General features: G+C 61.1%; 24 protein-coding genes. 14 read left to right on the forward strand and 10 right to left on the reverse strand.

Annotated features, from left to right (window positions below; translation table 11 throughout):
- Nucleotides 1-4 precede the first annotated feature (4 nt).
- Nucleotides 5-853 (forward strand): ribose-phosphate diphosphokinase, encoded by an 849-nt coding sequence (locus ACYQ14_RS09470; RefSeq protein ID WP_459887408.1) that lies wholly within the window; start codon nt 5-7, stop codon nt 851-853.
- Nucleotides 854-971: 118 nt separating this feature from the next.
- Nucleotides 972-2,075 (forward strand): hypothetical protein, encoded by a 1,104-nt coding sequence (locus ACYQ14_RS09475; RefSeq protein WP_459887410.1) that lies wholly within the window; start codon nt 972-974, stop codon nt 2,073-2,075.
- Nucleotides 2,076-2,213: 138 nt separating this feature from the next.
- Here the strand turns inward: ACYQ14_RS09475 and ileS are convergent, their stop codons facing one another.
- Nucleotides 2,214-5,471, reverse strand: a complete 3,258-nt coding sequence (gene ileS / locus ACYQ14_RS09480) for an isoleucine--tRNA ligase (RefSeq protein WP_459887412.1) — start codon at nt 5,469-5,471, stop codon at nt 2,214-2,216.
- Between the two features lie 104 nt (nt 5,472-5,575).
- Nucleotides 5,576-5,803: a DUF8151 family protein gene (locus ACYQ14_RS09485; protein ID WP_459887414.1), complete on the reverse strand. Its 228-nt coding sequence runs from the start codon at nt 5,801-5,803 to the stop codon at nt 5,576-5,578.
- Nucleotides 5,804-5,953: 150 nt separating this feature from the next.
- Between ACYQ14_RS09485 and ACYQ14_RS09490 the strand changes: the two genes are divergently transcribed.
- The gene (locus tag ACYQ14_RS09490) at nt 5,954-6,604 is read left to right on the forward strand and encodes a uracil-DNA glycosylase (protein WP_459890036.1); all 651 of its coding nucleotides are present in this window, start codon (nt 5,954-5,956) and stop codon (nt 6,602-6,604) included.
- 27 nt (nt 6,605-6,631) lie between these two features.
- Here the strand turns inward: ACYQ14_RS09490 and ACYQ14_RS09495 are convergent, their stop codons facing one another.
- Both ACYQ14_RS09495 and ACYQ14_RS09500 read right to left on the reverse strand, forming a co-directional pair.
- Nucleotides 6,632-6,985, reverse strand: coding sequence for a type II toxin-antitoxin system PemK/MazF family toxin (locus tag ACYQ14_RS09495; protein WP_459887415.1), 354 nt, complete (start codon nt 6,983-6,985; stop codon nt 6,632-6,634).
- Nucleotides 6,982-7,356: a MarR family transcriptional regulator gene (locus ACYQ14_RS09500; RefSeq protein ID WP_459887417.1), complete on the reverse strand. Its 375-nt coding sequence runs from the start codon at nt 7,354-7,356 to the stop codon at nt 6,982-6,984. Before ACYQ14_RS09500 ends, ACYQ14_RS09495 begins: the two co-directional genes overlap by 4 nt.
- A gap of 109 nt (nt 7,357-7,465) precedes the next feature.
- Here ACYQ14_RS09500 and ACYQ14_RS09505 point away from each other — a divergent pair, with 109 nt between their 5' ends.
- The 4 genes from ACYQ14_RS09505 (at nt 7,466) to ACYQ14_RS09520 (ending at nt 10,164) form a co-directional block, all read left to right on the forward strand.
- Nucleotides 7,466-7,885, forward strand: coding sequence for an HIT family protein (locus ACYQ14_RS09505; RefSeq protein WP_459887419.1), 420 nt, complete (start codon nt 7,466-7,468; stop codon nt 7,883-7,885).
- Nucleotides 7,886-8,072: 187 nt separating this feature from the next.
- Nucleotides 8,073-9,041 (forward strand): ABC transporter ATP-binding protein, encoded by a 969-nt coding sequence (locus ACYQ14_RS09510; RefSeq protein ID WP_459887421.1) that lies wholly within the window; start codon nt 8,073-8,075, stop codon nt 9,039-9,041.
- The gene (locus tag ACYQ14_RS09515) at nt 9,034-9,825 is read left to right on the forward strand and encodes an ABC transporter permease subunit (protein ID WP_459887423.1); all 792 of its coding nucleotides are present in this window, start codon (nt 9,034-9,036) and stop codon (nt 9,823-9,825) included. The genes ACYQ14_RS09510 and ACYQ14_RS09515 overlap by 8 nt, the downstream gene beginning before the upstream one ends.
- A 96-nt stretch (nt 9,826-9,921) precedes the next feature.
- On the forward strand, nt 9,922-10,164 hold the full coding sequence (locus tag ACYQ14_RS09520) for a hypothetical protein (protein ID WP_459887425.1): 243 nt from the start codon (nt 9,922-9,924) through the stop codon (nt 10,162-10,164).
- A 72-nt stretch (nt 10,165-10,236) separates the two neighbouring features.
- On the opposite strand, the gene ACYQ14_RS09525 is transcribed toward ACYQ14_RS09520, so the two are convergent.
- Nucleotides 10,237-11,340: an A24 family peptidase C-terminal domain-containing protein gene (locus ACYQ14_RS09525; protein ID WP_459887427.1), complete on the reverse strand. Its 1,104-nt coding sequence runs from the start codon at nt 11,338-11,340 to the stop codon at nt 10,237-10,239.
- Between the two features lie 513 nt (nt 11,341-11,853).
- On the reverse strand, nt 11,854-12,615 hold the full coding sequence (locus ACYQ14_RS09530) for an IclR family transcriptional regulator (protein ID WP_459887429.1): 762 nt from the start codon (nt 12,613-12,615) through the stop codon (nt 11,854-11,856).
- 449 nt (nt 12,616-13,064) lie between these two features.
- Here ACYQ14_RS09530 and ACYQ14_RS09535 point away from each other — a divergent pair, with 449 nt between their 5' ends.
- The 4 genes from ACYQ14_RS09535 to ACYQ14_RS09550 are packed head-to-tail and all read left to right on the forward strand — an operon-like array spanning nt 13,065 to nt 18,435.
- Nucleotides 13,065-15,029: a 3-hydroxyacyl-CoA dehydrogenase/enoyl-CoA hydratase family protein gene (locus ACYQ14_RS09535; protein WP_459887431.1), complete on the forward strand. Its 1,965-nt coding sequence runs from the start codon at nt 13,065-13,067 to the stop codon at nt 15,027-15,029.
- Nucleotides 15,030-15,032: 3 nt separating this feature from the next.
- On the forward strand, nt 15,033-16,223 hold the full coding sequence (locus tag ACYQ14_RS09540) for a thiolase C-terminal domain-containing protein (RefSeq protein ID WP_459887433.1): 1,191 nt from the start codon (nt 15,033-15,035) through the stop codon (nt 16,221-16,223).
- Nucleotides 16,220-16,762, forward strand: coding sequence for a Zn-ribbon domain-containing OB-fold protein (locus ACYQ14_RS09545; protein ID WP_459887435.1), 543 nt, complete (start codon nt 16,220-16,222; stop codon nt 16,760-16,762). The genes ACYQ14_RS09540 and ACYQ14_RS09545 overlap by 4 nt, the downstream gene beginning before the upstream one ends.
- Entirely contained in the window at nt 16,759-18,435 is a 1,677-nt protein-coding gene (locus tag ACYQ14_RS09550; RefSeq protein ID WP_459887437.1) for a long-chain fatty acid--CoA ligase, read from the forward strand. The genes ACYQ14_RS09545 and ACYQ14_RS09550 overlap by 4 nt, the downstream gene beginning before the upstream one ends.
- 112 nt (nt 18,436-18,547) lie before the next feature.
- Here ACYQ14_RS09550 and ACYQ14_RS09555 read toward each other — a convergent pair whose 3' ends face one another.
- The 4 genes from ACYQ14_RS09555 to ACYQ14_RS09570 all read right to left on the reverse strand — a co-directional run bounded on the left by ACYQ14_RS09555 (nt 18,548) and on the right by ACYQ14_RS09570 (nt 24,150).
- Entirely contained in the window at nt 18,548-20,386 is a 1,839-nt protein-coding gene (locus ACYQ14_RS09555; RefSeq protein WP_459887439.1) for a CocE/NonD family hydrolase, read from the reverse strand.
- A 128-nt stretch (nt 20,387-20,514) separates the two neighbouring features.
- Nucleotides 20,515-21,846 carry a methyl-accepting chemotaxis protein gene (locus ACYQ14_RS09560; protein WP_459887441.1) on the reverse strand — a complete coding sequence of 444 codons (1,332 nt, stop codon included), beginning with the start codon at nt 21,844-21,846 and terminating at the stop codon, nt 20,515-20,517.
- Between the two features lie 165 nt (nt 21,847-22,011).
- Entirely contained in the window at nt 22,012-22,869 is an 858-nt protein-coding gene (locus ACYQ14_RS09565) for a branched-chain amino acid ABC transporter permease (RefSeq protein ID WP_459887443.1), read from the reverse strand.
- Nucleotides 22,870-22,872: 3 nt separating this feature from the next.
- Nucleotides 22,873-24,150 carry an ABC transporter substrate-binding protein gene (locus tag ACYQ14_RS09570; RefSeq protein ID WP_459887445.1) on the reverse strand — a complete coding sequence of 426 codons (1,278 nt, stop codon included), beginning with the start codon at nt 24,148-24,150 and terminating at the stop codon, nt 22,873-22,875.
- A 126-nt stretch (nt 24,151-24,276) separates the two neighbouring features.
- Here ACYQ14_RS09570 and ACYQ14_RS09575 point away from each other — a divergent pair, with 126 nt between their 5' ends.
- From ACYQ14_RS09575 to ACYQ14_RS09585, 3 genes are read left to right on the forward strand one after another with little or no spacing between them, the layout of a single operon-like run.
- On the forward strand, nt 24,277-25,305 hold the full coding sequence (locus tag ACYQ14_RS09575; protein WP_283836688.1) for a branched-chain amino acid ABC transporter permease: 1,029 nt from the start codon (nt 24,277-24,279) through the stop codon (nt 25,303-25,305).
- Nucleotides 25,306-25,318: 13 nt separating this feature from the next.
- Nucleotides 25,319-26,095 (forward strand): ABC transporter ATP-binding protein, encoded by a 777-nt coding sequence (locus ACYQ14_RS09580; protein WP_459887447.1) that lies wholly within the window; start codon nt 25,319-25,321, stop codon nt 26,093-26,095.
- Nucleotides 26,092-26,817 carry an ABC transporter ATP-binding protein gene (locus ACYQ14_RS09585; RefSeq protein ID WP_459887449.1) on the forward strand — a complete coding sequence of 242 codons (726 nt, stop codon included), beginning with the start codon at nt 26,092-26,094 and terminating at the stop codon, nt 26,815-26,817. The genes ACYQ14_RS09580 and ACYQ14_RS09585 overlap by 4 nt, the downstream gene beginning before the upstream one ends.
- The last annotated feature ends 145 nt before the right edge of the window (nt 26,818-26,962 follow it).

Below are 26,962 nucleotides of genomic sequence, written 5' to 3' on the forward strand. Positions count from 1 at the left end.
GAGTATGATCGTCAGCGGATCCGCCTCACAGTCGCTCGGTGCCTCGCTCGCGAGAGTTCTCGAGGAGCCGCTCACGGCCGCCACCTACGACCGGTTTCCCGACGGCGAAACGCTCGCCGCGGTTCCGGATTTTGCCGGTGAGCGCGCTATCGTTGTCGCATCGACTATTTCGAACGACGCCCACATCGAACTCCTCCAGCTACAGGACGCCGTTCGCCAGGCGGGTGCCGAAGAAGTCGTCACGGTGCTCCCGTACATGGGCTACGGCCGCCAGGACGACGCCTTCGAGGAGGGACATCCGATCTCCGCTCGCGCGGTCGCCCGCGCCATCTCGACGGGTGCGGATCGCGTCCTGACCGTTAACCCCCACGAACGAGGCGTCTGCGAGTTTTTCGAACCGACGGCGACAGCCGTCGACGCGGCCGGACGGCTCGCGGAGCCGCTTCCGGACGCGCTCGAGGACCCCGTCTTTCTCTCGCCCGACGCCGGCGCGATCGATCTCGCAAAAACGGTTCGAGACAACTACGGCGGCGGCGAGACGGATTACTTCGAAAAGACGCGCCACTCCGGAACTGACGTCGAAATCTCTCCGAGCGACGTCGATGTCGCCGGACGCGACGTCGTGGTGGCCGACGACATCATCGCGACGGGATCGACGATGAGCGAGGCCGTCGCCGTCCTCGAGGAGCGAGGCGTCGAGCGGGTGTTCATCACCTGCGTCCATCCGTTGTTAGCTCGCAACGCCTACACGAAGCTCTCTCGAGCGGGCGTCGAAGCGATTTACGGAACCGACACGGTCGAACGAACGGTCAGTTCGGTGTCGGTCGCGCCTGCGATTGCGAACGAACTATAGACCAGTCCGGTACTCAGCGTGGCGCCCCGCGCAGAATCGAGACGACGAACGGAGCGGAGTTTCTCGACGAGAAAACGCGATAGTAGGCTTATATGATAATCACGTCTCTTGTCAATCGATGTTATCGAAACGGTCGCTGCTTCGTCGCGCCATCGCGGTCGCGGGCGGCGGACTCATCGCCAGCGGGACGGCCGGTGCCGCACCGATCGGCGGGTCGTCGTCGACGGCTCAGCGACACCGGCAGAACGGATACGATGCCAGCGCAGTCGTCGACGCCGAAACGACGGTAACTGCCAGCGTCGAGCGTCCGGTATTGAACGTCGTCGGACTCCCCGATCCGGTCGGGAACGCGCTCACCGATATCCAACAGCAGTACTCGTCAGTCTCACTCGAGGATATCCAGCGCGTGAGCGCGAGCGCCGCAATCGACGGCGAAACGATAACCGGCGGCTGTGCCATCGCAACCGGTTCGTTCGACAGCCAAGCGATCGGGGCACAAGCGCGAGAGCATGGGCTAACCGACGTCGAGTCGACCGATGACGAACATCGAATGGAGGCGGGTTCCCATCAGCAGAGAGCGACGGGAACCGGCTCGAGTCGCACCATCACGCCCACAACTCGAGAACCCGAAACGGTCGATCGGTTCGCCGCCGCGGACTCGCCGTACGCCATCGGCGTCGACGACTCCACGCTCTACGTCGGCTACGATCACGGAGAGACCGACGCGCGGACACACGTCGAGACGGCCCTCGAGATGAACGCCGACGATCAGTCACGAACGACTCAGAGCGGGACGGTCGCGGGTTCGAACTACGGTTCGCTCCCGTCGCTGCTCTCCGGTCACGCGGTCGCATACGCGTCGCTGGGCTCGGATACGCGTCGCTCGCTCTGCAGTCGGCTAACCGACGCGCCGGATGCGTTCAAATCCGCAATTCGGGCCGCCAGCGCCGCCGGTGTTGCCCTCCAAGCAGGATCCGACCGAAGCCGTCTCCGATACGGCATCGTCGCCGATCCAAATCGAGTCACCGCAGAGACCGTTCGTAACATCGTTACCGAGGCGACAACCGGTTCACAGTCGCTCGAGAGCGACGGAATCTACCGCAGCGGCAACACCATCGTCTTCGACGCGACTGTCGAGACGGACGCGCTGTGGGCGTCTCACGGACAGTTCCTCGGAATCGAGAACACAGACAATCGACAAGAATCGACACACGTGCTGTAACTACGTCGAGTAGACAGCCGTCGAACCAACCTCCTTGCATCTTCTAACTCCCACTGAGCGACGGGTTCTCGAGAAGACAACACTCCAAAAGACCCGATCGACCGCACCGTCCTCGAGTGGGAGCCGAAAACGATCGACTCAGTCGGACGCCTCGGCGGCCGCCAGCGGATCGATCGCGATTTCGACCGCCACGCCTTCGACCTCCCACTCCTTTCGGTGACCGTCCTCGAGCGAGCCGAGTTCGTCGGCGCGAACCTCCTCGCGGATCAGGTCCTCGTGGTCCGCGACGAGATCGGCGACGCGGTCGTCTTCGACCTCGAACTCGAGTGCAATTCGCTCCTCGACGTCGAGGTCGAGTTCCTTTCGCATCTCCTGGACTCGGCGGATGACCTCTCGAGCGTAACCCTCGCTCTCGATGTCCTCGGTGAGCGAGGCGTCGACGTAGACGACGCCGCGGTCGTCACCGTCGGTTCCGAAGGCCGTTCCGGCGACGTCCTCGGGCGTTTCGGTGACGAACGAGACCATCGACGCTTCGAGACCTTCGTCGTCTTCAAGTACGTCGTCGACCGCCGCTTCGAGCGCCTCGAGGTCGGGATCCTCGATGCTGGCCTCGTTGAGGGCGTTCATGACTTCGCCGGCCCGACCGCCGAAGGCGGGGCCGAGTTCGCTCATGTCTGCCTCGGCGCTGTAGGCGAGTTCGCCCCACTGTTCGCCGGGGGAAACGACCTGCACCTCGCGGGCGTTGAGTCGATCCGCGAGCAGGTCGGTGTGACGGGTTACGGCTTCGACAACGCGGTCGTCGTCGGCCGCGACCACGACTCGCGCGATCGGCCAGCGGAGCTTGCGGCCAGCCTGCTGGCGAGCGTTCGCGCCCGCCTCCTCGATGCCACGGAGGAGCGCCACGTCGGTCTCGAGTTCTGGATCTTCCCAGGTTTCCTCGACCGCGGGCCAGTCGCACATGTGGACGGTGTCGTGTTCGTCCTCGCCGGTGAGCGTGCCGTAAATCTCCTCGGAGATGAACGGTGCGTAGGGTGCGAGCAAGGCGACCGTTTCCCGAAGGACCCGGTAGATCGTCGCGTAGGCGGCTTCCTTGGAGGCGCTGTCGTCTTCCTCCCACATTCGTTCGCGGACGGCCTGAATGTAGAATCGAGAGACATCGTCGACGACGAACTCCAGCAGCGCATCGAGCGCGCGGTCCTGACGGACGTCTTCGAACGCCTCGGTCATCTCGGCCTTGGTCGACTGAAGACGGGCGAGGATCCACTCGTCGACTAACTCGAGGTCGTCCTCAAGAGTCTCGAGGCTGGACTCGTTCGGATCGAAGCCGTCCAGACGCATGTACGGAAGCGGGAACCGGAACACGTTCCAGAGGGTCCGAAGCTGGTTTTCCAGCGTCGCCATCTCGTCCCACGAAAAGCGCATGTCCTCGCCCTGCGGGTTCGCCGAGAGCAAGAACAGCCGCATTGCGTCCGAACCGTGGCGCTCGATCGCTTCGTCGGGTTCGACGACGTTGCCGACCGATTTGGACATCTTGCGGCCGTCCTCGTCCAACGCGTGGCCGTGCATGAGAACCTCGTCGTACGGCACCTCACCCATCGCGGCCGTCCCCATCCCGAGCTGGGACCAGAACCAGCCGCGGGTCTGGTCGTGGGCCTCGAGGATGAAGTCAGCTGGCCAGAGCTCGTCGAATCGCTCTTCCTCGCTGGGATAGTTCAGCGTTCCCCACGAGGCGACCGATGAGTCGAGCCAGACATCGAAGACGTCGGGAACGCGGGTGTAGGTCGTCCCGTCCTCGGTGATCGTCAGATCGTCGACGGTGTCTTTGTGCAGATCGACGGAATCGGCGTCGATATCCTGATCGACGCGTTCTGCGAGTTCCGCTCGGTCGCTAACGACGATCATATCCTCGTCGTCATCGCGTCCTTCGGGCGTCCAAACTGGAAGCGGGATCCCCCAGTAGCGCTGGCGGGAGACGTTCCAGTCCGGGGCGTCCTCGACGAAGTCACGGAAGCGGTTGTCTCGAGCCCAGTCTGGGTGCCACTCGCTGTCCTCGACGTTCTCGAGAAGCTCGTCCTTGACATCGGTGATCGTGATGAACCACTGGTCGGTGACGATCTGGAGGATCCCCGTGTCGCAGCGCCAACAGTGGCCGTAGCTGTGGTGAACGTGTCCTGACGATAGCATCGCGTCGTTGTCCTCGAGGTCGGCGATGATCTCCTCGTCGGCGTCCTTGACGAACTGACCTTCGTACGTGCCAGCTTCCTCGGTGTAAACGCCGTCGCCGTCAACGGGACAGAAGATCGGGAACCCGAGTTCCGTCCCGCGGTCGAAGTCCTCCTCACCGTGGCCCGGTGCGGAGTGGACGAGCCCGGTGCCGTCGCCGTGGGTGTCGACGTAGTCGCCCGCGTAGACCTCGAGGGTTCCCTCGGCGTCGACGTGGTCGGGCACCTCCTCCTCGAGCGGGTGCTCGTAGGACCAGCCGATCAGCTCCTCGCCGGTCAGCTCCTCGACGACCTCGTAGTCCTCGTAGCGGCCCTCCTTGAGGACCTCCTCGTGTTTGGCTTCGGCGAGGTAGAGAAGTTCCCCGTCTCGCGACTCATCGCCGCTCGACCCATCCGAGGCGCTTCGCGCCTCGCGCTCACCGTCTTTCCAGGCGCGCACACCGACGTAATCGCCCTCCTCGTCGACGGCGACGAAGGTGTTCGCCGGGATGGTCCACGGCGTCGTCGTCCAGATGACGATCGACCCATCTCGGTTCTGAAGGTCGAACTTCACGTAGATCGAAGGATCCTCGACGTCCTCGTACTCGACTTCGTTGTTCGCGATGGCGGTTTCACAGCGTGGACACTGCGAGATCGATCGGTGGCCCTTCTCGACGAGGCCACGATCTGCGGCCTTCGAGAAGCCCCACCAGGCGGCCTCCATGTACTCCGGCGAGAGTGTCTTGTAGGGGTCGTCCCAGTCCATCCAAACGCCGAAGGACTTGAAGTCGCTCTGGAGTCCCTCGAGTTGCTCCTCGGCGTACTCCTTGCAGGCGTCGATGAAGTTCTCCTCGCCGAACTCCTCGATGTCTTTTTTGTTCTCGAACCCGAGGTTTTCCTCGACCTGGGTTTCGATCGGGAGTCCGTGCATGTCATAGCCCGGCCGGTCCGTGACGTCGTAGCCGCACATTCGAAGGTAGCGGATGTAAACATCCTTCAGGGACTTGTTCCAGGTCGTTCCCATGTGGGCCGATCCGGAGGTGTACGGTGGGCCGTCGACGAAGAAGAACGACTCGCCGTCCGCGCGGTGCTCGACCGTCTGCTCGTAAGCGTCGACGTCGTCCCAGTACTCGAAGACCCGTTGTTCTACTGCTTCGGGGTCGTACTGGTCGTCGACCTCGCCGAACCTGCTCATGCGTAACGTAATTCGCTGGGGAAGTAAAGAGGAATCGATATCGTGAGTCGGGGACGGACGACCGCAAGGAGGACGACGAGACGGACCCGGCGGAGAAAGCCGGATTACCGATGCATCAGACGCGCGAGCAGTTTCTGATAGCCGAGCCCGTAGACGCCCGCGTAGAGCATGACGCCGCCGAGTGCAGCGAGCCAGACGGCGACCATCGCTTCACCCGAACCGAAGTGTTGGACGCTGGCATACTCGGCGGCAATACCCGCCGCAGTAAGGGCAATCGCGGCGACCGTGTAGACTAATAGTGCAAGGGCCTCGATCAGCAGTTCCGCTCTCATGGCTGCCGTAAGCCACTCAGTAATTGTAAACTTGTCCCCTCGAGCACTCGAGTAACGGGCCGAGCGGGGCGAATCCGACAACGCCGAGTCGCTGGAGAACGAACCGAGACTGTGCCCGAACCCGACGCCGACTCGAGCGGAAAATCCTCCGTGAGCGCAGAAGACGTCACGAAAGCGGCGTTTCCGACCACGCGCAACGTCCTCGAGCGCGACTGCACCCGCTGTCGCGCACTCGCCGATTCTCGCGAGTGCATCTCGTGGGGAACCGGCGACCTCGAGGCCGACATCGTCGTCGTTGGCGAAGCACCCGGCCGCGGAACCCCCGAGGCGGACCGCTGGCGGGGCGGCAACTGGACGGGGAAAGCCTACACCTCGAGACACTCAGGCCGGCGAATTCGTACGATGCTCGAGCGGATCGGCTACGGCGAGGAATCCTACTACACGAACGCGGTCAAGTGCTTTCCCGCCGATTCGGACGATCCGACGACCAACCGGGAGCCACGCGACGAGGAGCGGGAGAACTGCCGCGTCCACCTGCTGACCGAACTCGAGACGATCGGCCCCGAAGTCGTCCTCGCGACCGGAAAACACGCGACGACGACGGTCCTCGAGGCGGAGGGCAAGTCCATCGACGGCTTCCTCGAGACCGTCCTCGAGCCGGTTCACTGTGAGAGCCTTGGGGTCTGGCTCATTCCGATTCTGCACCCCTCGTATCAAGACGTCTGGATCGGGCGGCTGGGCTACGAACCAGAAGAGTATCTCGAGGCGATTCGAGAGACGCTCGAGAGGGTGCTCGAGTGACGGACGAAATTCTATCCGAGAATAGGTTCACAACTGGATATAGTCGACGAGTGCATCGGTTACTTTGGTGACGAGCGGATCATCGAGTCGCCCCTGCCAGAAGTCGATATCCTCGCTGTCGATCGACTGTATCGCCCACGGAATGATTCGACTATCATCGGGAGTCCCACCTCGAATCCACGCATCTTCAGGAATCTCGACGAGGTCTTCCATCCATGTCCGTGTCGTCAACGAGAGGGCAATATACTGCTCACCGTAGAACGGCTTTCGCTTGTGGTTCGAGATGACGAGCCACGGCCGTGCGTCTTCGTCACTTTTGTACGGATCAGCGCCATAAACGACATCTCCGGGCTCGTATATCGGTGTTTCGTCGGCTGTCACTCCTCATCCTCCTCGAGACTCGGGTGTTGATCGTCAGGAATGTGTGCCCGCCACTCTCGGCGATCCTCTCTTCCGAACTGCTGGTTGAACAGTCTCGTCGCACGGGCGTATCCGTTGTGCTCATCGAGTCGCCGCTCATCTGCCGTAATCGCCCAGTACGTTCCTTTGTGCTCGACGAGCGATCGGTTCTTCAAGCGAGTCAATGCCGTGCTTACGGCCCCTTCATCGAGATTAGTCTGCAAAGCGATTTCTCGTGCTTTGAACGCCGTATCATCATTTTCGGCAAGGTATCCAAGCACGTAATCAGCCACCGAAAGGCCCTCGAGTTCCTCCTCGCTCGATTGTTCGAAGGTTTCTCTGTCGATGGACATCGGTATCTGTGGGTACGGTACGTAGTGTTATAAGCGTGATTCACGAGAACCACGTGAATTGATGTGGTCTCGAGTAACCTTCTTGGGTGGAGGCGACACACACCTGCGTATGGGTACGATCTTCAGCCAGATCATCGACGGCGACATTCCGGCACGAATCGTTTACGAAGACGAGACTACGATCGCCTTTCTCGACGCAAATCCCCTCGCGCCAGGACACACGCTCGTAATCCCCAAAGAGGAGTACGAACGACTCAACGACGTTCCCGACGATGTCGCGACCGACCTCTACGCGACGATCCATCGGCTGGTTCCCGAAGTCGAGGAGAGCGTGGACGCCGACGCGAGCACCGTTGCGTTCAACAACGGCGAGGCGGCCGGTCAGGAAGTCCCCCACGTTCACTGCCATATCGTGCCGCGGTTCGAGGGCGACGGCGGCGGCCCGATCCACGCCATCGCTGGCGATGCGCCCGATCTGTCGGACGACGAACTCGACGATATCGCCGAGGAGATCGGCTCTCGAGTCTGAACTGTCGTCACCAACTCAGCTCGACTCGAGCGGAGAGATCCGTTTTCCCGCCAATTCCCGGATCGAGTCCGCCAACCAGTTCCCGTATCGAGTTTCCCGACTACTTCTCAGGTCAGGTCTCCCAACCAGTTCCCAGATCAGATAACGGCCAGCCGAGTTTATCACCTGTGGGCTGTAAACACCCATCATGGGCGCTATCGACGTCGACGGACTGACGAAGGACTACGGAGAAGTTCTCGGGGCCGACGACCTCACCTTTTCCGTCGAGGAAGGCGAGATATTCGGTTTTTTAGGCCCGAACGGTGCCGGCAAGACCACGACGATCAGGCTCCTGCTCGGTCTGCTCGAGCCGACCGACGGCACCGCTAGTGTCCTCGGCGCGGACATTCGCGACGAGAGCGCCCTTATCGAGGCCAAGCGCCGACTCGGCTACCTACCGGCGGATCTCGGCTTCGACGAGAAAGCAACCGGGGAACGAGTGCTCGAATACTTCGGCTCGATTCAGGGCGACAGCCGGCGTGAGGAACTGCTCGAGTTGTTCACCCCGCCGCTCGAGCGGGAGATCCGGGAGTACTCGAGCGGGAACAAGCAGATGCTCGGGCTCGTCCAGACGTTCATGCACGACCCCGACCTCGTCATCATGGACGAGCCGACATCGGGACTCGATCCGCTGAAACAGGAGCGGCTGCTCGAGTTTCTTCGAGCCGAGCGCGACCGTGGAACGACGGTTTTCTTCTCCTCGCACGTGCTGAGCGAGGTTCGGCGCGTCTGTGACCGCGTCGGAATTCTCCGCGAGGGCAGACTCGTCGCCCTCGAGGACGTCGAGACCCTGCTCAACCGCGGCGGGAAGCAGGTTCGACTTCGACTCGCCGAGCCCAAAAAGGGGTTCGAGCCGATCAACGGCGTGGCCGAACTCGAGAGGACCGGCCGGTCGATCGCCTTCACCTACACGGGCGAGTACAACGCCTTGCTCTCGCATCTGGCGAGCTACGACGTGGTCGACGTCGAAATCGACGAGCCGGCGCTCGAGACGATCTTCATGCACTACTACGGAGACGCGGACGAGGAAGTCGAGGCTCGAGCGGACGCCGAGACGGTCGACGACGAAACGAGGGAGCCGAGTGCGGAGCCGACGACGGAGGAGACGGATGCTTGATATCGCCCGGTACGAAGCCGAACGCCGGCTTCGAGGAACGGTCGCGCTCGCGATCGGAATCGGCGTGCTCTCGCTGGCGTTCATCGGCTTTTTCCCCTCGTTCGCGGACGCCGACATCGACGAGCTCGTCGAGGCCTACCCGCCGGCAATGCAGGAGGCCTTCGGGATTCAAACCCTCGGGACGATCGAGGGCTTTCTCGCCGTCGAAATCTACCAGTTCATGTGGTTGCTCCTGCTCGGCCTCTACGTGGCTTACGCCGCGGCGAACTCGGTCGCCGAGGACGTCGAACGCGACCGGATGGACCTCGTCCTGTCGCTTCCGGTCTCTCGAGGCCGCGTCGTCCTCGAGACGTTCGCCGCCCTTGCTGTACCGGTTCTCGTGCTCAACGCCCTCGTTCCGGTCGCCGTTTACACCGGCGTCGTCGCCATCGGCGAGTCGATTTCCGTCCAGGATCTCGCGATGGTGCACCTCCTCTCGATCCCCTACCTGCTCGCGTGTACCGCGATCGGACTCGTGCTCTCGGTGACGGTTTCTCGAGCGACCGTCGCGAATCGACTCGCCATCGCCGTCGTCTTCGTGCTCTTCCTGATCGAATCGATCACCGTGGGGACGGACGACTACGGGTGGATCGGGAACGGTAGCCCGACACACTACTACGATCCGACCGAAATCCTCGTCGAGAGCACCTACGACCTGACCGGCGCGGTGATCCTGCTGATCGCGACCGCAGTACTCGTCCTCATCGCTCGAGCGCTGTTTTCACGCGGGGATATCGGGGCGTGAGCCCGTAGCGTACAGCCCCTGCCCGATCCAGCCCGGAGGTACTCGACCGAATCGAACTGCCGTGAGTGTTTTTACACTCGAGCGTGAGCCTCGAGTATGAGTCCGGCAAGCGGATTGAGCAGGTTGGCCGCGCTGGCGCGGGAACACCCCGTCGCGGCGGCACTCGAGGTGGCGACACTGCTTGGGTGCGTGCTGTTGGTCGTCGGAACCTACGTCGCGATAGCGAGCGGGCCGCCGACCGGCACGGGCGAGTTGTGGCTCGGAATTATCATCGGCGGCGGGGCGATCGTCGTGCTCTGGACGGTTCTCGTGCCGCTGTACGAACGACTGTTCGCGTGAGCGGTGAGTAGCCTCTCCCCCAACACCTTCTCCGAAAATAGCGAATCGCGCTATCAGCTCCCGAATCGGCTCTCAGACGAACAGACCGAACAGAAGATCGCCGTAAACCAGCGCGATTACCAGTCCGAGGAAGACCGGTACCAGAAACGGCGTTCCCGGCGAAATCCAGACCGTCTGTTCGTCCGTCAGGCTCTCGAGTCCCGACCGGAGCGACTCGGCAGACGTGCCGTAAGCCGCGTGATCGATGTCCTCGAGGAACGCCTCGGCACCCCACGGATCGTCGATCGCGGGCTCGGTTTCGGGGGCGGCCACCGACTTCCCGTCGATAGTCGGCTGGTCCGACTCCTCGTCGAGATCCGCCTCTCCCGACTCCTCATCGAGGCCCGCTCGTTCCGTCTCTTCATCGGCAACCGACGACTCGAGGGGCTCCCCGCCGTCGGTTCGAACCGCCGCGTCGACGGCACCGTCGGTTGGCTGGTTCGGTTCCTCGGGGAGCGAGTCGGGATCCCGATAGCGCTCGGGATCCGACCGAAGCTCCTCGAGAGAGACGTTGCGCCAGCGGAGGTACATCCGAAGCGCATCCAGATCGAGTCCGCCGCGGTTGAGCACGCTCGGCGACTCGAGAAGCGTCCCGTGGGTTTCGGTCACCCGATCCCACGAGATGGGCCAGCCGAGGAACATCACCGGCGCGATTCGCCCGGCGAGGGCGTTTCGGGCGGCGAGTGCGAGCGGAATGGCGATACCGATCAGCACGGCATTTGTGAGGATCGTAAAGGAGAACGTGCCGACTGGCGTCGTCGCCGTCGGAAACCCGACGGAACCGACGACGTACTGCGGGAAGGTCGGAAAGAGCAACGCGAGCGCCATCAGCGCCTTGGCGTCCGCCCCGCCGAAACCGCCGAACCACCAGAACAGATACGCGAGCGGGACGACGAAGCCCAGGCTCACAGTCACCGGTAGCAAGAATTCTTCGAACCAGACGGTCGAATCGGACGCGTTCCAGGCGAGCCACCCGTCCCAGACGAGCAAGAGCGCACCGAGCGTCGACAGCGGAATCCAGACGCCGCTCGAGACGCGCCGAGTTTTGATATCGCGATACGCGACCCACGCGAATACCGGAACGGCGATCAATCGAAGGAGATCGGGAACCGCCGTCAACGAAGCCGAACCTATCACACGACTCCCTCTCGAGCGAGGGAGCGTTATAGTTTCGGCCCAACAGAGATGTGGCCGAGTCAACCGGTGAGAACAGCAGACGATAGACGAGCGATCAGAGATGCTCCTGATCGAATTACCGGCCACAGATAATACCAATTATATTGGATACTAGAATACTCGTTATGAATATAGTATGAAATATCAAAACGACCTGAAGGAAAGTAGCGTACTAACCGGGATTGAACGGGGTATGCAGTGATTTCATCGCTGTACTGGTTTCTCTTCTATGACAAACGGGCGGAGTCGAATGCTTACAGGGGTGGTGTGATCTAAGTGCGTAATAAGGTATTACGGACACAGTTTCGGACGTATTAGATATACATAAATATATTGAAGAGCCATCGACTATCGGTTATTGGCGGGAGCATTTTATATAAAATATATGTTCTATTTGCATAGTTCTTTGTTAGTTGTTATATCGTCCACGCCACTCCCTCGGATTACTGCATGCGACTCACTCCATCGTTTCGCCTACTGACCGTACCGATACTTGATCCTGATCGTATCCGCCGACTCCTCCGCCTCCCGAAGGAGCGTCCGCTGGTAGGACTCGTTTTTCATTCGCCCGGTCGGCACTGCGATACCGATGCAGGCCTCTAACTCCCCCTCGACGATGATCGGGACGGCGAGCAACCCCATTCCGTTAACTTGCTGGTCCCAATCGACCGCGTATCCCTGCTCGCGGATGGTCTCGAGTTCGTCTAAAAGCGTCTCCCGATCCGTAATCGTGCGATCGGTCACCTGCGGGAGCCCGCGCGTCTCGAGGAACTCCTCGAGGCGCTCGTCCGACATGTGTGCCAGGATGGTTTTTCCGGGCGCGTGGGAGTGTGTCGGAAGGGTCATGCCGGGATAGATTCCTAACTCGAGGGATTGATCCTCGAACTCCTCGTGGAGAATCACGGACTGTCCCGCCTCTTCGATCACCAGCGTCACCAGTTCGCCAGTCGCCTCGGTGAGTCGCTTGAGCTCTAGCTTCGAAACCTGATAGATCCTGCTTCGGTACTTGATCCGCGACCCCGTCGAGAGGAACTTGTAACTGAGAGAGTACTCGCCGTTCTGGTTGACGACGTAGCCGGTCGTCTCGAGCGTCCGGAGGTACACGTGCGCGGTGCTTTTTGGAATCTCCATTCGTGTCGCTATTTCGGACGGGCCTGCACCGTTGGTTTCCCAGAGGAGGTGGATGACCTCGAACACCCGTTGGACCGACGTGAGTGATGGAGTGGATTTAGTCACGGTATCAATTGGCACGTTGAGTCTGTTAAGTGGTTCGATTATATTAGACGAGGTGGATGAAAACGTACCACAACGAGCCGTACAAACTGAGTAGTGATGAAGTGTTGGCTCAGCAACCACATGGCGTCCAAGCAAAGTAGACAGTGTGAAGATCATCTGCCAACATCAATTACACACATAAGATTGTAATGGGATCGTGTTCCGTCGTTTATTACATGATTTTTTCTGGATAACAACCATCGTCGCGGGCTAAGCCAATGTATCCAACTATATTGGACAGTAGGGGTCCCGGGTGACGGGCGTTCTCCTGACCGGCTGTCCGGACCGATACCGACAACGCTCGATAGCGGCAACTGACTGGCTGTTACCCGCCGGTAAACGACGGTAGCGGCGAATCGCCGGGTGTCGCTTCCAAAGATATATGAGAACCAAACACGCAGTTTCCATTGATGACGATTGACACAGTGAGACGAGTCGCGGTTCTCGGCGCAGGAAGCATGGGTCACGGGATCGCAGAGGTCGCTGCGATCGGTGGCTACGACGTAACGATGCGCGATCTCGAGGAAGACCTCGTCGACGAGGGCTACGAAAATATCGAGTGGAGCGTCGAAAAGCTCGCGGAAAAGGGGCGAATCGACGAATCCAGCGAAGACGTTCTCGAGCGAATCGAGACGACCACCGACCTTCCCGACGCCGTCTCGGACGCAGATCTCGTGATCGAGGCCGTTCCCGAGCAGATGGAGATCAAGAAGGATACCTTCTCGACGGTCGATGAACACGCGCCCGATCACGCGATTCTGGCGTCGAACACCTCGAGTCTCTCGATTTCGGAGATCGCAATGGCGACCGACAGGCCGGAACAGGTCATCGGGCTTCACTTTTTCAACCCGCCGGTGAAGATGGATCTCGTCGAGGTAATCCGCGGCGAAGCGACGAGCGAGGAGTACGCCCAGGCCGGCTACGAGTGGGTCGAGTCGGTCGACAAGACCCCGATCCACGTGCGCAAGGACGTCCACGGCTTCGTCGTTAACACCGTCCTCGTCCCGTTCATGGAAGAGGCGGCCTGGATGCTCTCGAACGACGAGACGGACATTCAGACGGCCGACGCGACGATGGTCTACGAACGGGGCTATCCGATGGGGCCGTTCGAACTCAACGACTTCGGCGGCATCGACATCGGTTATCACTTCCGCGACGCCTCCGACCAGCCCGTTCCACCCGCAGTCGCGGAGAAAGTCGAGAACGAAAACCTCGGGAAGAAGACTGGCAAAGGGTTCTACGACTACGGCGACGGGGAGGCGTCGGACGCCGACGGCGTCGATTACGGCCCGAGCGACGCCGGCGACTTCGACGCGCTTCGAACCGAGGCAGTCATGATCAACAACGCGGCGTGGCTCATCGGAAACGACGTCGCGACACCCGAGGAGATCGACACCGGGCTCCGTCTCGGCGGCAGTTTCCCCGAAGGGATGTGCCGGCGCGGCGACCGCGTCGGCCTCGACGCCGTCCTCGAGAAACTCGAGTCGCTCCACGAGGAGTACGGCGCGGACCGCTACGAGCCGTCCGACTACCTCCTCGAACTCGTCGAGGAAGGCCACACCGGCGAAGACGCCGGCAAAGGGTTCTACGACTACCGAACTGACCCACCATACCACTACCTCGACTGGGAACTCACCGACGACGGCGTCCTCGACGTGGCGCTCGACCGCCAGGAACGGCTGAACTCGATGTCCGAGGACATGTTCGCGGAGATCGACCGATTGCTGACCGATGTCGACGTCGACGAAGTCAGCTGCGTCGTCTTCTCCGGTGCCGGCGACCGGGCGTTCAGCTCCGGCGCGGATATCACCGGCTTCACCGCCGGCGAGCCGGTCGACATCATGGACCCGGACGACGTGTTTACGACCGTCTATGAGTTCGACCGGCCGACGGTCGCGAAGATCGACGGCTTCTGTCTCGGCGCGGGTATCGAACTCGCGCTCGCCTGCGACATCCGGATCGGAAAGGAAGGATCGACGATCGGCACGCCCGAGACGGATCTCGGCCTGATCCCCGGCGGCGGCGCGACTCAGCGCCTCGTTCGACTCGTCGGCGAGAACCGAGCGAAGGAGATGGTCTTCCGGGGCCTCAAGATCGGTGCGGAGGAGGCCGAAGAGTGGGGGATTCTGAACCACGCCGTCGAGGACGACGAGTTCGAAGACGTCGTCGACGACATCGTCTCGGATCTCGTCTCGGGGCCGCCGGTCGCGCTCAAGGCCGCAAAGCAGGTCATCAACGAGGGCCAGGAGACGAGCCTCGACGCGGGCCTGTCGATGGAAAAGCAGTCGTTCGCCCTGCTGACGACCACCGACGACATGCTCGAGGGCGTCACGGCGTTCAGGGAGAACCGCGATCCGGAGTTTACGGGTGAGTGATCGATGACCCGCAACGTCGCAATCGTCGGCGGCGGGCAAACGTCGTGGGGTGACCGCGACGCTAGCTGGAAGGACCTCGCACAGGAGGGCGGCAAGGCGACGTTCGACGCCGTCCCAGATATCGGTCCCGAGGACATCGAGGGGCTGTTCGTCGGCGCGGTCCAGCCCGAACGGTTCGCGTTCCAATCCCACGTCGCGCCGATGGTCGCGGAACTGCTCGGTATCGACGTGACGAAGATGATCGCACGCACGGAACTGGCCTGTGCGAGCGGCCAGGCCGCCCTGCGATACGCCTGGCTCGCCATCGCGGCCGGCCAGTTAGACGTCGCGCTCGTCCTCGGCGTCGAGAAGATGAACCTCGGCAAAGAGCAGATGCCCGAGATGCAGGCGTCGATGTCGAACGTCCTCGACAGGGAGTTCGACGGCGTCAACGGCCTCTCTGCGCCGCCGTTTTTCGCCTGGTACGCCCAGCGACACATGCACGAGTACGGCACGACCCGCGAACAGCTCTCGCAGGTCGCCGCCAAGAACAAGTCCAACGCGGCGAAGACGGACTTCGCACAGTTCCAGCGCGAGATCGATCCGGAAGATGTCACCGAATCGCCCGAAATCGCACCGCCGCTTCACCTCTACGACTGCAGCGGTATCACGGACGGCGCCTCGGGCGTGATCGTGATGAGCGAGGAGAAAGCTCGAGAGGTAACCGACACCCCCGCCTGGATCACCGGGAGCGGTCAATCCTCGATGGCGGGCAACTCGATCAACAACCTGCCATCCTACGACGGCTGGCCGCAGGCTCGAGAAGCCTCTCAGGAAGCCTACGATCAGGCCGGCATCGAGGACCCGCTGAAAGAAATCGATGTCGCGGAGGTCCACGATTGTTTCTCGATCAGCGAGATCATCGAGTACGAGGAACTCGGCTGGGTCGAACGCGGCGAAGGCGGCCAGTTCATCGAGGACGGTCGAAGCCATCTCGACGGCGATATCGCGGTCAACCCGCGCGGCGGCCTACTTGGCTGTGGCCACCCGCTCGGGGCGACCGGCGTCTCGCAGGCCCTCGAAATCACGAATCAGTTCCAGGGCACCGTCTCGAGTGACCGACAGGTCGAGGACGCGACGACCGGACTCATCCACAACTTGAGCGGCAGTGCGTCAGTTCACAGCGTCATGACGCTGGGGCGTGATCCACAATGACGGAGCAACCAGATTCCACCGATTCGACCGATCAGTCCGGCTCGAACGACGCGAACGGATCGGTCCCGAGAACAACCGTATCGATCCCCTCGGAGATCGAGCTCCCCGACCTGCTCGATTTCTACGAACGACAGACGGCAGAACACACCCAGATCTACGAGTTTTACGAGAACCTCGACGAGGGCAGGCTGACGACCACGCGCTGTCTCGAGTGCGGGGAGACCCACTACCCGCCCCGGATCGTCTGTCCCGAGTGTATGAGCGACGACCTCGAGTACGTCGACTTACCACACGAGGGCGAGCTATTCGCGTTCAGCGAGTCCCGCGGCGGCACGCCGCTTGGCTACCACGACACGTCACCGTTCGTCGTCGCCATCGTCGATCTCGGCGAGGTCAAGCTCTCGGCGCGGATCGACGACGCTCGGTACGACGACCTCGAGATCGGCGATCCGGTCTCGCTGAAGATCGTCGACATCGACGACGGGACTGAACGGGAGCGGGTCTTTTATCGGTTCGAACCACGAGGTGAAGAACAATGAAAGACTACGAACTCACCCTGCAGGTCATGCTCGATCGGGCGGTCTCCCAGTTCGGCCACAAGGAGATCGTCTCCGAAGAAGCGGACGGTACGACGCATCGCTACACCTACAGCGAGGCCGAAGAGCGGATCTGCCAGCTCGCGAACGGGCTCGACGAACTCGGCCTCGAGCTGGGGAGTCGAGCGTCGGTGATGGCGATCAATCACCACCGCCACTACGAACTCTACTTCGGGCTCTCCTGTAGCGGTCGGAGCATCCACATGACGAACCACATGCTCCCCGAGGAGCACATCGTGGAGATCATCAACGAGGCCGAAGACGAGGTCGTCTTCGTCGATCCCGAGTTCGTCGACACCGTCGAAGCCGTCGCGAATAAGTTAGAAACGGTCGAGGAGTACGTGATCCTCGACGACGAGGTTCCCGAAACCGACCTCGAGCCGGTCCGGTCCTACGAGGACCTCCTGGAAGGACAGGCCACCGACTACGAGTGGCCCGAAATCGACGAGGAACGCGAGGCCGGGATCTGCTACACGTCGGGAACGACGGGGCTCCCGAAGGGCGCGGCCTACACGCACCGCGGGCTCTACCTGCACACGCTCACCCACAGCCACGTGGACGTGTTCAAAATCAGCGAAAACGACGTCGTCATGCCCGTCGTCCCGATGTACCACGTCAACGGTTGGGGGCTCCCCTACACCGCGACGTTCTGTGGCTCGAAGCTCGTACTGCCGGGACCGAAGACCAGTTCCGAAGAGACGGCGGCGCTTATCGACCGCGAGAACGTCACGGTCACCGCGGCGGTGCCGACCGTCTGGCGCGAGATGGCGAGTTTCTATGACGAGCGCGACGACGTGGAACTCGAGAGCTTAGACCGAGTCCTAACCGGCGGTAGTTCGCCGCCCGAGTGGCTCATGGAGAAGTTCGACAAGGAGATCGAAGCGCCGATCCACCAGGGTTACGGGATGACGGAGGCGGCTCCCCACCTCGTGAACACGATGACGACCACCGAGGTCCAGGAAGAACTCGACGAAAGCGGGCAGTACCACCAGCAGATGAAACCTGGCATTCCCGCACCCGGCGTGCAGATCCGGCTTCGGGACCAGAACGGCGATCCCGTTCCTCACGACGGCGAGTCCTCCGGCGAGATTCAGGCCCGATCACCCTGGCTCATCGACGAGTACTTCAATCGGCCGGAGCAGACCGAGCAGTCGTTCACCGAAGACGTCCCCGAGAGCGAAGCGACCGGGGAGTCGGACGGCGCGTCTTCCAGACGGTGGTTCAAGAGCGGCGACGTCGGCACCATCGACGAGTACGGCTACCTCGAGGTCGTCGACCGACTCGACGACATCATCAAGAGCGGCGGCGAGTGGATCTCCTCGATCGAACTCGAGAACGAACTGATGGCCCACGACGCGGTCGAGGAGGCGACCGTCATCAGCGTCGAACACGAGAAGTGGGACGAGCGACCGGTCGCCTACGTGGTTTCGAACACGGAAGACGTGACCGCCGGCGAACTCGAGGAGCACCTCCTCGAGCGGTATCCCAAGTGGTGGATGCCCGACAAGATCGTCTTCCGGGAGCAGATTCCGAAGACGACGACCGGGAAGTTCAACAAGAAGGTACTCCGTGATGACTTCGACGAGGAGTACGACGGGCTTCCGCTCGAGGAGTAGCGAGTCGATTCGGTCGTTCGGGCACGTTCGGGCTCGATTCGATTCCTCGAGCTCGGTCCGATTTTTCAGGACGCACTTGGTCCGAACCTATTCGGCGCATGATCCGAGCCGATCAGTCGACGACCGGGAGTACCAGACAAGACCGACGGTCCTCGTCGTGGAACACCTGCTGTGTCGCGCGCTGAACGTCGTCTTCGGTGGCTTTCGATATCTCCTCGATATCGGTGTTCGGATTGCGGTCGAATCGCGGGAAGTTACTGCTACTCACTTCCAATCTGATCCGGTGACCCTCGGCGAACGTGTGCGCGGTCGGCCAGAGGTCGATATCGAGTTCGTAAACGGTTCCCGGCGTCATGAACGACGGCTCCGCGAGCGAGTCGCGGTACCGAGCCCGGACAACGCCTTCGGTGATGTTCGCGGCGTAGCCGTCGGGCTCGACGTCGACGAGTTTCGCCGTGAAGTCGGTGTCGGGCGCGGAACTCGAGGCCGAAAGCGCGACCGATACGGGGCCGGCGATCGAGACCGACTCGACCAGTTTCTCAGACGTGTAGACGAGCACGTCCGATCGCTCTTCAACAGCTGATTGATTCCTCACCCCCGGCGGGACGGCTTCGGGATTCAAAACTGGGCCGCCGACGGAGGGAACGGGGTCAAGGGGATCGTACTCGTAGGTGTCGGCAGTCGTGCCGGACTTGGTGGACGAGTCAACGAGTTTCCCGTCACCGTGTCTCGAGTTCGCTTCGCCATCACTCGTCAGGAAGTGCGTCGTTGGTTCATGAGCTGGCGGCCATCGACTGTCTTCGCGCCACTCGTTGTCGCCCATCTGGAAGTACTCGACGTCGGGATAGCTCGCCGCCTCCGTCTCCTTGCCCTTGAGGTGGTGATCGAACCAGGGGAGGATCCGTTCTGACACCATCGTTGCCGCGCTCTGTTCGCCGAAATCGCGGTCGCCGACCTCGGTCTCCGACGTTCCGAAGGTCATGTGGTCCCACGGGCCAATAACCATGTGGTGGTTGTCGCGAATCCGTTCGCCGCCATCCTCCTGAATCGCCCGATAGACGTCGGTGTGGCCGGTCAGGAAAATATCGTACCAGCCGCCGGCGTGCAAGACCGGGATATCGACGTCGTCGATCCCTTCCGTGACGTCGAGGCCAGCCCAGAACTCGTCGTACGTCGAATGTTCGTGCCAGTCGCGCCAGTACGGCGCGAGTTCGTCGAAGCTGGGAATCTCCTCGAGCGGGCGGTACTCCATGTACTCCATCGGATTCTCGGCGATCTCCTCGGTAAACGTCCCAATCGCTTCCGGGTCCGCATCCTCGATTTGACCTCCCTCTAAGCCCTGAAAAGTGACCTGTATCGTCCACCCGAACGCGCTGGCCAGTTCGAACGCGCCGCCCGGATACTTGATGTGCTCGTAGTAATCGCCGGGCGTGATCGTCGGGGCGATGGCCTCGAGGGCGGGCGGTTCGGCTAACGCGGCTTGCCAGGTCGTCATTCCGACGTAGGAACTGCCCAGCATGCCGACCTGTCCGTCGTTCCACGATTGCTTGGCGATCCAATCGATCGTGTCGTATCCGTCGTCGGCCTCGAAGACGAACGGATCGAACGTTCCTTCCGAACCAAATCGGCCCCGGACATCCTGTAAAACGACGGTGAAGCCGTTCTCAACCGCGGCTTCGGTTCCTCCGGGGACGCCCTCCTCGGTCTTGTCGTACGGCGTTCGCATCAAAAGCGTTGGATACTCGCCGTCGTCCGACGGCCGGTAGATATCCGTCGCGAGTTCAACGCCGTCTCGCATCTCGACCATGACGTCCGTCTCTGTTCTTCCGTTTAGCGGGTCGTCGGCCGTCTCCTCGGACTCGAAACATCCGGCGATGCCCGTTGTCGCTCCAGCACCGAGCAACAGGAGTAATCGGCGACGACGCAAACGCGTGTGACTGTCTGAATGCATCCAGTACGAGAGTTACATGGTAACATACATAAGAATACCTTAAGCAGTCAACACAATCACCTATCGAGTACGTTATGCTCGAGAGAATTTCCAGACAACGGTCGTTTATTTGCACTAAATCCGGTGGGCTACAACTCCGAGCCGAGGTCTTGCACCTCCTCGTGGACTTCTCGGACTTTGTCGGCCTGCCGGTCGTTCGTTTCGGCCAGCGTTTCGATTTCCGAGGCGACTTCTTCAATCTGACTGACCGACGTGCCGAGCATCGTCGTGACCTCCTGGGCGGTCGCCGCCTGGTCGTCCGTCGCCCCGGCGATCTGGTCGATACCCGTATTGGCTTCCTCGACGGCGGCCCGAATTTCGGATTGTTTGTCGTCGATCGTACGAGCGCGCTCGACGGCTTCATCGACGCGGCTGATCGTCGTCTCGACGCTATCGATCGTTTCGGTCGTGTTCTGGCTGACATCCTTTACGATGTCCTCGATCGTCCCGACTTCCGCTTTCGATTGGTCGGCAAGCTCTTTGACCTCGTCCGCGACGACGCCGAATCCTTCGGCCCCAGCATCTACCTGCGCGGCCTGAATGTTCGCGTTGACGGCCAGCAGGTTCGTTTCGTCGGCGATCTTGTCGATCACGTCGACGATCTTGTCGATCTCTTCGATCCGCTGCTCGAGGGTTCGCGTACTCTCTGAAAGGGTATCGGTCGCGCCGCGAACCTCGTCGATCATCGAGACGATGTCAGCGGTCGCTTCCTTGGAATCGGCGGCCAGTTCGGCGGCCGTCTGGCTCTGGTTGCTGACCGCTTCGGCGCTCGCGGAGATTTCTTCGACGGTCGCCGACAGCGACTCCATCTCGTTGCGAACTTCGGCGAGGTTCTCGACCTGTTGTGCGGTCAGGTCGTCGACGTCGTCGGTGATCTCCGCGTTCGTCTCGGCCGCCGTAAGCAACTCCTCGACCGCGCCGTCGACGGTTTCACTGATCGCCGCCTGTATCTCCTCGAGTTCGTTGCGCTGGTCGACCAGATCCGTCACGATGGTGATGTACTCGAACGCGCCGATCGACTCGCCGTCGGGCGAACGAAGCGGGACGCCGGCCGTGCGGATATGCCACTGATCGTCGGGTGGACCGCCGGAGCGTATCTGTTCTTCCTGAATTGGGGTTCCTTTTCTGGCGATCTCCTCCGCCAGGGTTTCCTCGACGCCTTCGGTGCCGATCACATCCAGCGCCTGCTCTCCGACCGCGTCCGCTTCGGAGACGCCGGTCAGTTCCATACTTGCGTCGTTCCAGTGTGTGATAGCACCGCCGTCGTTGACGACGAGGATCGGTTCCGGGAACTCGTCGACGATCCCTTCGAAGAGGTTTCGCCAGAAATCGCGTTCCGCTCGCAACCGGCCGTTCTCGTCTTCGCCGTCCATGTCGTCGCGAGCGATCTGATCCGGAAGCAACAGCTCACTGCTAGTCATTAGCGCACCTGTTGGAAGACCGTCCGAATATATCTACCGGCCGAACACTTTTTCCGAGGGTGGTCGGGTAGTGTTCTCTCGAGAGCGAGATGATCTCCTCGAAGAAAGAGACGGTGCGCTCGAGGGGTCCTCGACGAAGCTTCGAGAGAAGAGGTGAAAACCGGCTTAGTGCGGCAGTTCCCGCCCGTAGAGGCCGGTCGGTTTGTAGAGCAACACGAGGATAATCACGATCAGCGCCGTCATACCGCTTAATCGCGGCGAAATGGCGGTCGTCGTGAACACCTCGAGAAAGCCGATGACGTACGCGGCGATGAGGCTCCCCCGAATCGAGCCGATGCCGCCGAGGATGACGATCGCGAACGCCAGAACCAGCGGCATCATACCCATATCGTAGGACGCGGCCCGGAAGGTCCCGTACATAACACCTGCAGAGCCAGCAAGGAGACCGGCCACCGCCCAGACGAGGAGCGTGATCTGGTTCGTGTTGATGCCGACCAGCGCCGCGCCCTTTTCGTTCTGTCCCGTCGCGATAATCGCCTGTCCGACTTTCGTGTGGTTGATGAACACGAACAACCCGATGATGAACAGCCAGGAGATGACGAATATCAGCAGGTTGTTGTAGAGAAACGAGACGCCGCCGATCGATGTACTGCCGGCGAGCATCGAGGGGACCGATCGAGGATCGGTCCCGACGGCCGCTCGAAACGAGTACTCGATGACCAGCCAGGCCAGGAGCGTGATAATGAGGACGTTGACCGGGTCGTCCGTGTGCTTAACGAAGACGGAATGCAAGACGACGTGGAAGAGCGCTCCCATCACCGTCGCGGCAGCAAGCCCGATCCAGACGCCGTATCCCATGCCGGCGACGAACCATGCGGTAAACGCGCCGACCGTAATGGTTCCGCCGTGGGCGAGGTTCGCCTGCCCGGCGACGCCGAACACCAGCGTGAACCCGATCGCGATGAGCGCGTACAGCGAACCGAGGATGAGCGTGTTCGCGACGATACCGACGATGTCAACCATTCGTCAGAACCACTCTGGTTCCTGATAGTCGGCCGTTGCCAGATCCTCCGGGTAAACCACTTCCTGGATGCCGTCTCCGTCGTCGTCAACTTGCCACTGGAAGTTGACTCGGCGAAGGCGGTCCTCCCCGAACTGGGCGTCGTGGGGGAATTCGTCTCCTTCGCCGTTGAACGCGACCGTTCCGCGGGTACCCTCGTATGTGTGCGACGCGAGCGCCGGAACGATCGCCTCGGAATCTGTCGTCTCCTCTTGCTCGACGACTTCGGCCCACATCTTGATGCCGTCGTAGGTGGCGTAGGAGAAGGCGTCGTTCGGATAGACGCCGAATTCGTCGTAATAGTTCTCGGCGAACGGAATCGTTTGATCGGTGAGTTCCGCGGTGTGGACACCCGGCGTATTGCTCATCGCGAACTCGGTCGCACCGTCGAACGCCTCGTGTGCGCCGGGGTCGTTGATCTGTGAGATCAACCCGGCGATCGCGAACTCCCGTTCCTCGTCTCGCCACTGAATCTGTGCGGGACCAGCGGTGTGTGCCATGCTCATCAGAACGGCGTCGGCGTCTTCTCCCTCGATACTGTCGAACATCGGTGTGAAGTTATCCGTGTCGCCCGGATAGCGCTCGTTGTACGGCACTTCGATCCCCTGGTCCTCGAGCAAGTCCGGGAGATCCTCCGAGAACGGCTGGGTCCACTCGAACTCCTCGTTGAGCACGGCGATTCGATCCCACCCCTCTTCCTCGTGCATGTACCCGGCGAACTCCGCGACCGACTCCGCCCAGAGGACTCCGTTTCCGTAGGGTCTGAAATGGTACTTGTATCGATCGTAATCGTCCGCGAGGTACCGCGAAACCTCCGGCGACGTGTTTCCGCCGCTGATGTGAACGACCTGATGTTCTGCGATGTTCTCCATGAGGTCGAGCATGACCTCCGTCTGGAACACGCCGGCGGTCATATCGACGTTATCGTCGACGACGAACTCGAGATACCGATCCTCGGCGGTCGTCGGCGAACCTTGATAGTTTGCAACGTGAAGTTCGACCTCCTCTCCGAGCACTCCGCCGTCGTCGTTGATTTCGTCGACGGCCAGTTCCGCGGCGTATTCCTGTGCCGTTCCTTGCGGTGCACTTCCCGGTTCGAAGGCGAGGAGCCCGATCTGGACCCCATCATCGCCGTTCCCGCCGTTTGAACCACCGAGACACCCCGCAACGGACATCGTTGCACCTGCACCAATCATTCCGACAAACCGTCGTCTGTCGATACCCTGGGTTGCGTTATCACGCATAATAGTTGGGATGACCACCCTCCTAAATAAGTGTGTTGGTAACATGCCATAACCCACGAGTCAACACTGGACAATAAGTTATAAATACAATGTTGCGTCATCTCTAGCGAGAGGGTAAGTGATGACATGACACGTCTGGATCTCGAGCCGCGACAAGCAGTGGGTATCGTCTGTCTGATAGGGTTAGCATCTGCACCGTTTTTGCTCCCCGTTCTTACGTTACGACAGCTTACGGGCGCGCTGTTTCTCGGGATGTTCGCGATGAGTTGGGACTACGTCTCGGGGTACACCGGTCAGCTCAGCTTCGGACACAGTATGTTCTTCGCCACGGGCGGCTATACGGCGGCGCTTTTTAATCTCCACCTGGACGTTACACCCCTGCTCGCAATCATCATCGGAACGATTGCGGCGGGAATTCTCGGCGTCGTTATCGGCGTTCCCGCACTTCGGCTTCGAGGACCGTATCTCGCGCTCATCACGCTCATCGTTCCGCTCATACTCGTACAGATCGTCAACATCTTCCCCGGAACGCTCGGTGGAGAAGCGGGGTTGCGCAGTCCGGATAATCTGATTTCCGTCGGTGACACGATAGCACCGATCCTTTCGACGATCGGTTTCGAAACGCCGTTCGATCAGGAGGTGTTCGTCTACTACTATCTCAGTCTCCTGTTGTTCCTGGCGATCTTCGCCCTGTTTTACGTCTTCACTCGCTCGTACGTCGGCGACATATTCACGGCGATTCGAGAGGACGAGGACGCGGTACTCGCCTCGGGTATCAACCCGGCGAAGTTCAAGGTTTTCGCCTTCACGATGAGCGGTGCGGTCGGCGGCCTCGCCGGGGCGGCGTTCGTCCACACTCCGGTCGGGAATCCGAATCCGGGGCTTCTGTTGGCGGTCGTCGTCAGTATCGAAGTCGTACTGATCGCCATTCTCGGCGGGATGGGGACGATCACGGGCCCCGCAGCCGCTGGGATCGGCTACTACTTCGTTCGAGATTTCCTCCAGTCGACCGTCAGTCACGTCTCGATGGTGATCTTCTTCTCGGTCGCGCTTTTGGTCCTGTTTTTCCTTCCGAAAGGAGTCGTTCCGTGGCTGGCCGACCGGGGACGTACGTTGCTAGCGTGGCGAGACCAACGCGGAAAGCCGACCACTTAATACGGAGACATCAATGAGCTCACAATCTACGCAATCGACGGATGGGACAGCGAACACGGACGACGTGCTCAGACTCGAGAACGTGACCAAGCGCTTCGGCGGCGTCGTCGCCGTCGACGATCTTTCGTTTTCGGTTCACGACCGGGAAATTCTCGGGTTCATCGGGCCGAACGGAGCCGGCAAGTCGACGACGTTCAATTGCGTCTCGGGGGCGTTTCCGCCGACCGACGGCAAGGTGTACTATCGGGACGAAGACATCACGGGCGTGCCACAGTACGCGCTCGTCGAGAAGGGACTGGCACGGACCTATCAGACGTTTCGACCGCTAGACGATCGAACCGTCCTCGAGAACGTTTCGCTCTCGATGGTACCTAACAAGTTGTTCTCGATCGAAGAGTTTCGGACCGACGTCGAGGATCGGGCCAAAGATATCTGTCAGCAGGTCGGGTTGACCGAATACATGCACCAGACGCCGGACGAACTGCCACACGCCGGGCTGTTACGCCTCGAGGTCGGTCGCGCCCTCGGGACGGATCCCGACCTCCTGTTAGTCGACGAACCGTTCGCCGGACTCACGCCCGAAGAGGTCGAACGAACGGCGACGCTGTTCCGATCGCTTCGCGAAGACGGCATGACGTTGATCGTTATCGATCACAACATGCACGGACTCCTCGACCTCGTTGACAGGGTCGTCGTGATCTCGTTCGGCGAAAAGATCGCCGAAGGCAGTCCGGAAGAGATTCGAAACGATCCGACGGTTCAGGAGGCCTATCTCGGAGGTGAACTATGAGTACAACGACGCCGGACGCCGACGACGCCGTGCTCTCGGTCGAGAACCTGTCGGTATCCTACGGGAAAGTACAGGCGCTCAAGGACGTCGACATCGCCGTTCGAAGCGGCGAAACCGTCGCGGTTATCGGCCCCAACGGAGCGGGGAAATCGACGCTCGTCGATACGATTGGCGGGTTTCACGACTACGAGGGAACCATCCGGTACAACGGGACGGAGATCGCCGACTCGTCGACGCCGGCACTGATCGACGACGGCTTGTTCTACTGCACGGAGCGGCGGGACCTGTTCGACTACATGAGCGTCGAACAGAACCTTCGACTCGGCTCATACCTGAACGACGAAGGGGAGGAAGAACGACTCGCAGACGTCTTCGATCTCTTTCCGCGACTCGAGGAGCGACGATCCCAGGAGACACAGTCGCTGAGCGGCGGCGAAAAGCAGATGCTCTCGCTCGGGCGGGGGCTGATGAGCGATCCCGAGTTCCTCATCCTCGACGAGCCCTCGATCGGACTCGCACCGGTTATCCTGCAGGATATCAGCGAAGCCCTCGAATCGATTCAAGAACTGTCCGTCGAGGTCCTCATCTGCGAACAAAATATCACCTTCGCGCTCGAACACGCAGACCGCCTCTACTTGCTCGAGAACGGGGCCGTTCGACGCTCGGGAACGCCGGACAGCCTCGAGTCGGACAAGTTCGTCGAGACGTACATCGGCGGCTAGGACGGTTTCGGATTTCGCCGTCCGAACGACGCGGAGTCGGTTTCGACGAACGACGATTTCTCGAGGGGCGGTTCGGCCATGCGATATATAGAGACCCACATATAGGATCGAACCCAGTGAAACCACCGAGACGCGGTTGGGGCTT

Source organism: Halostagnicola bangensis, from assembly GCF_054653435.1.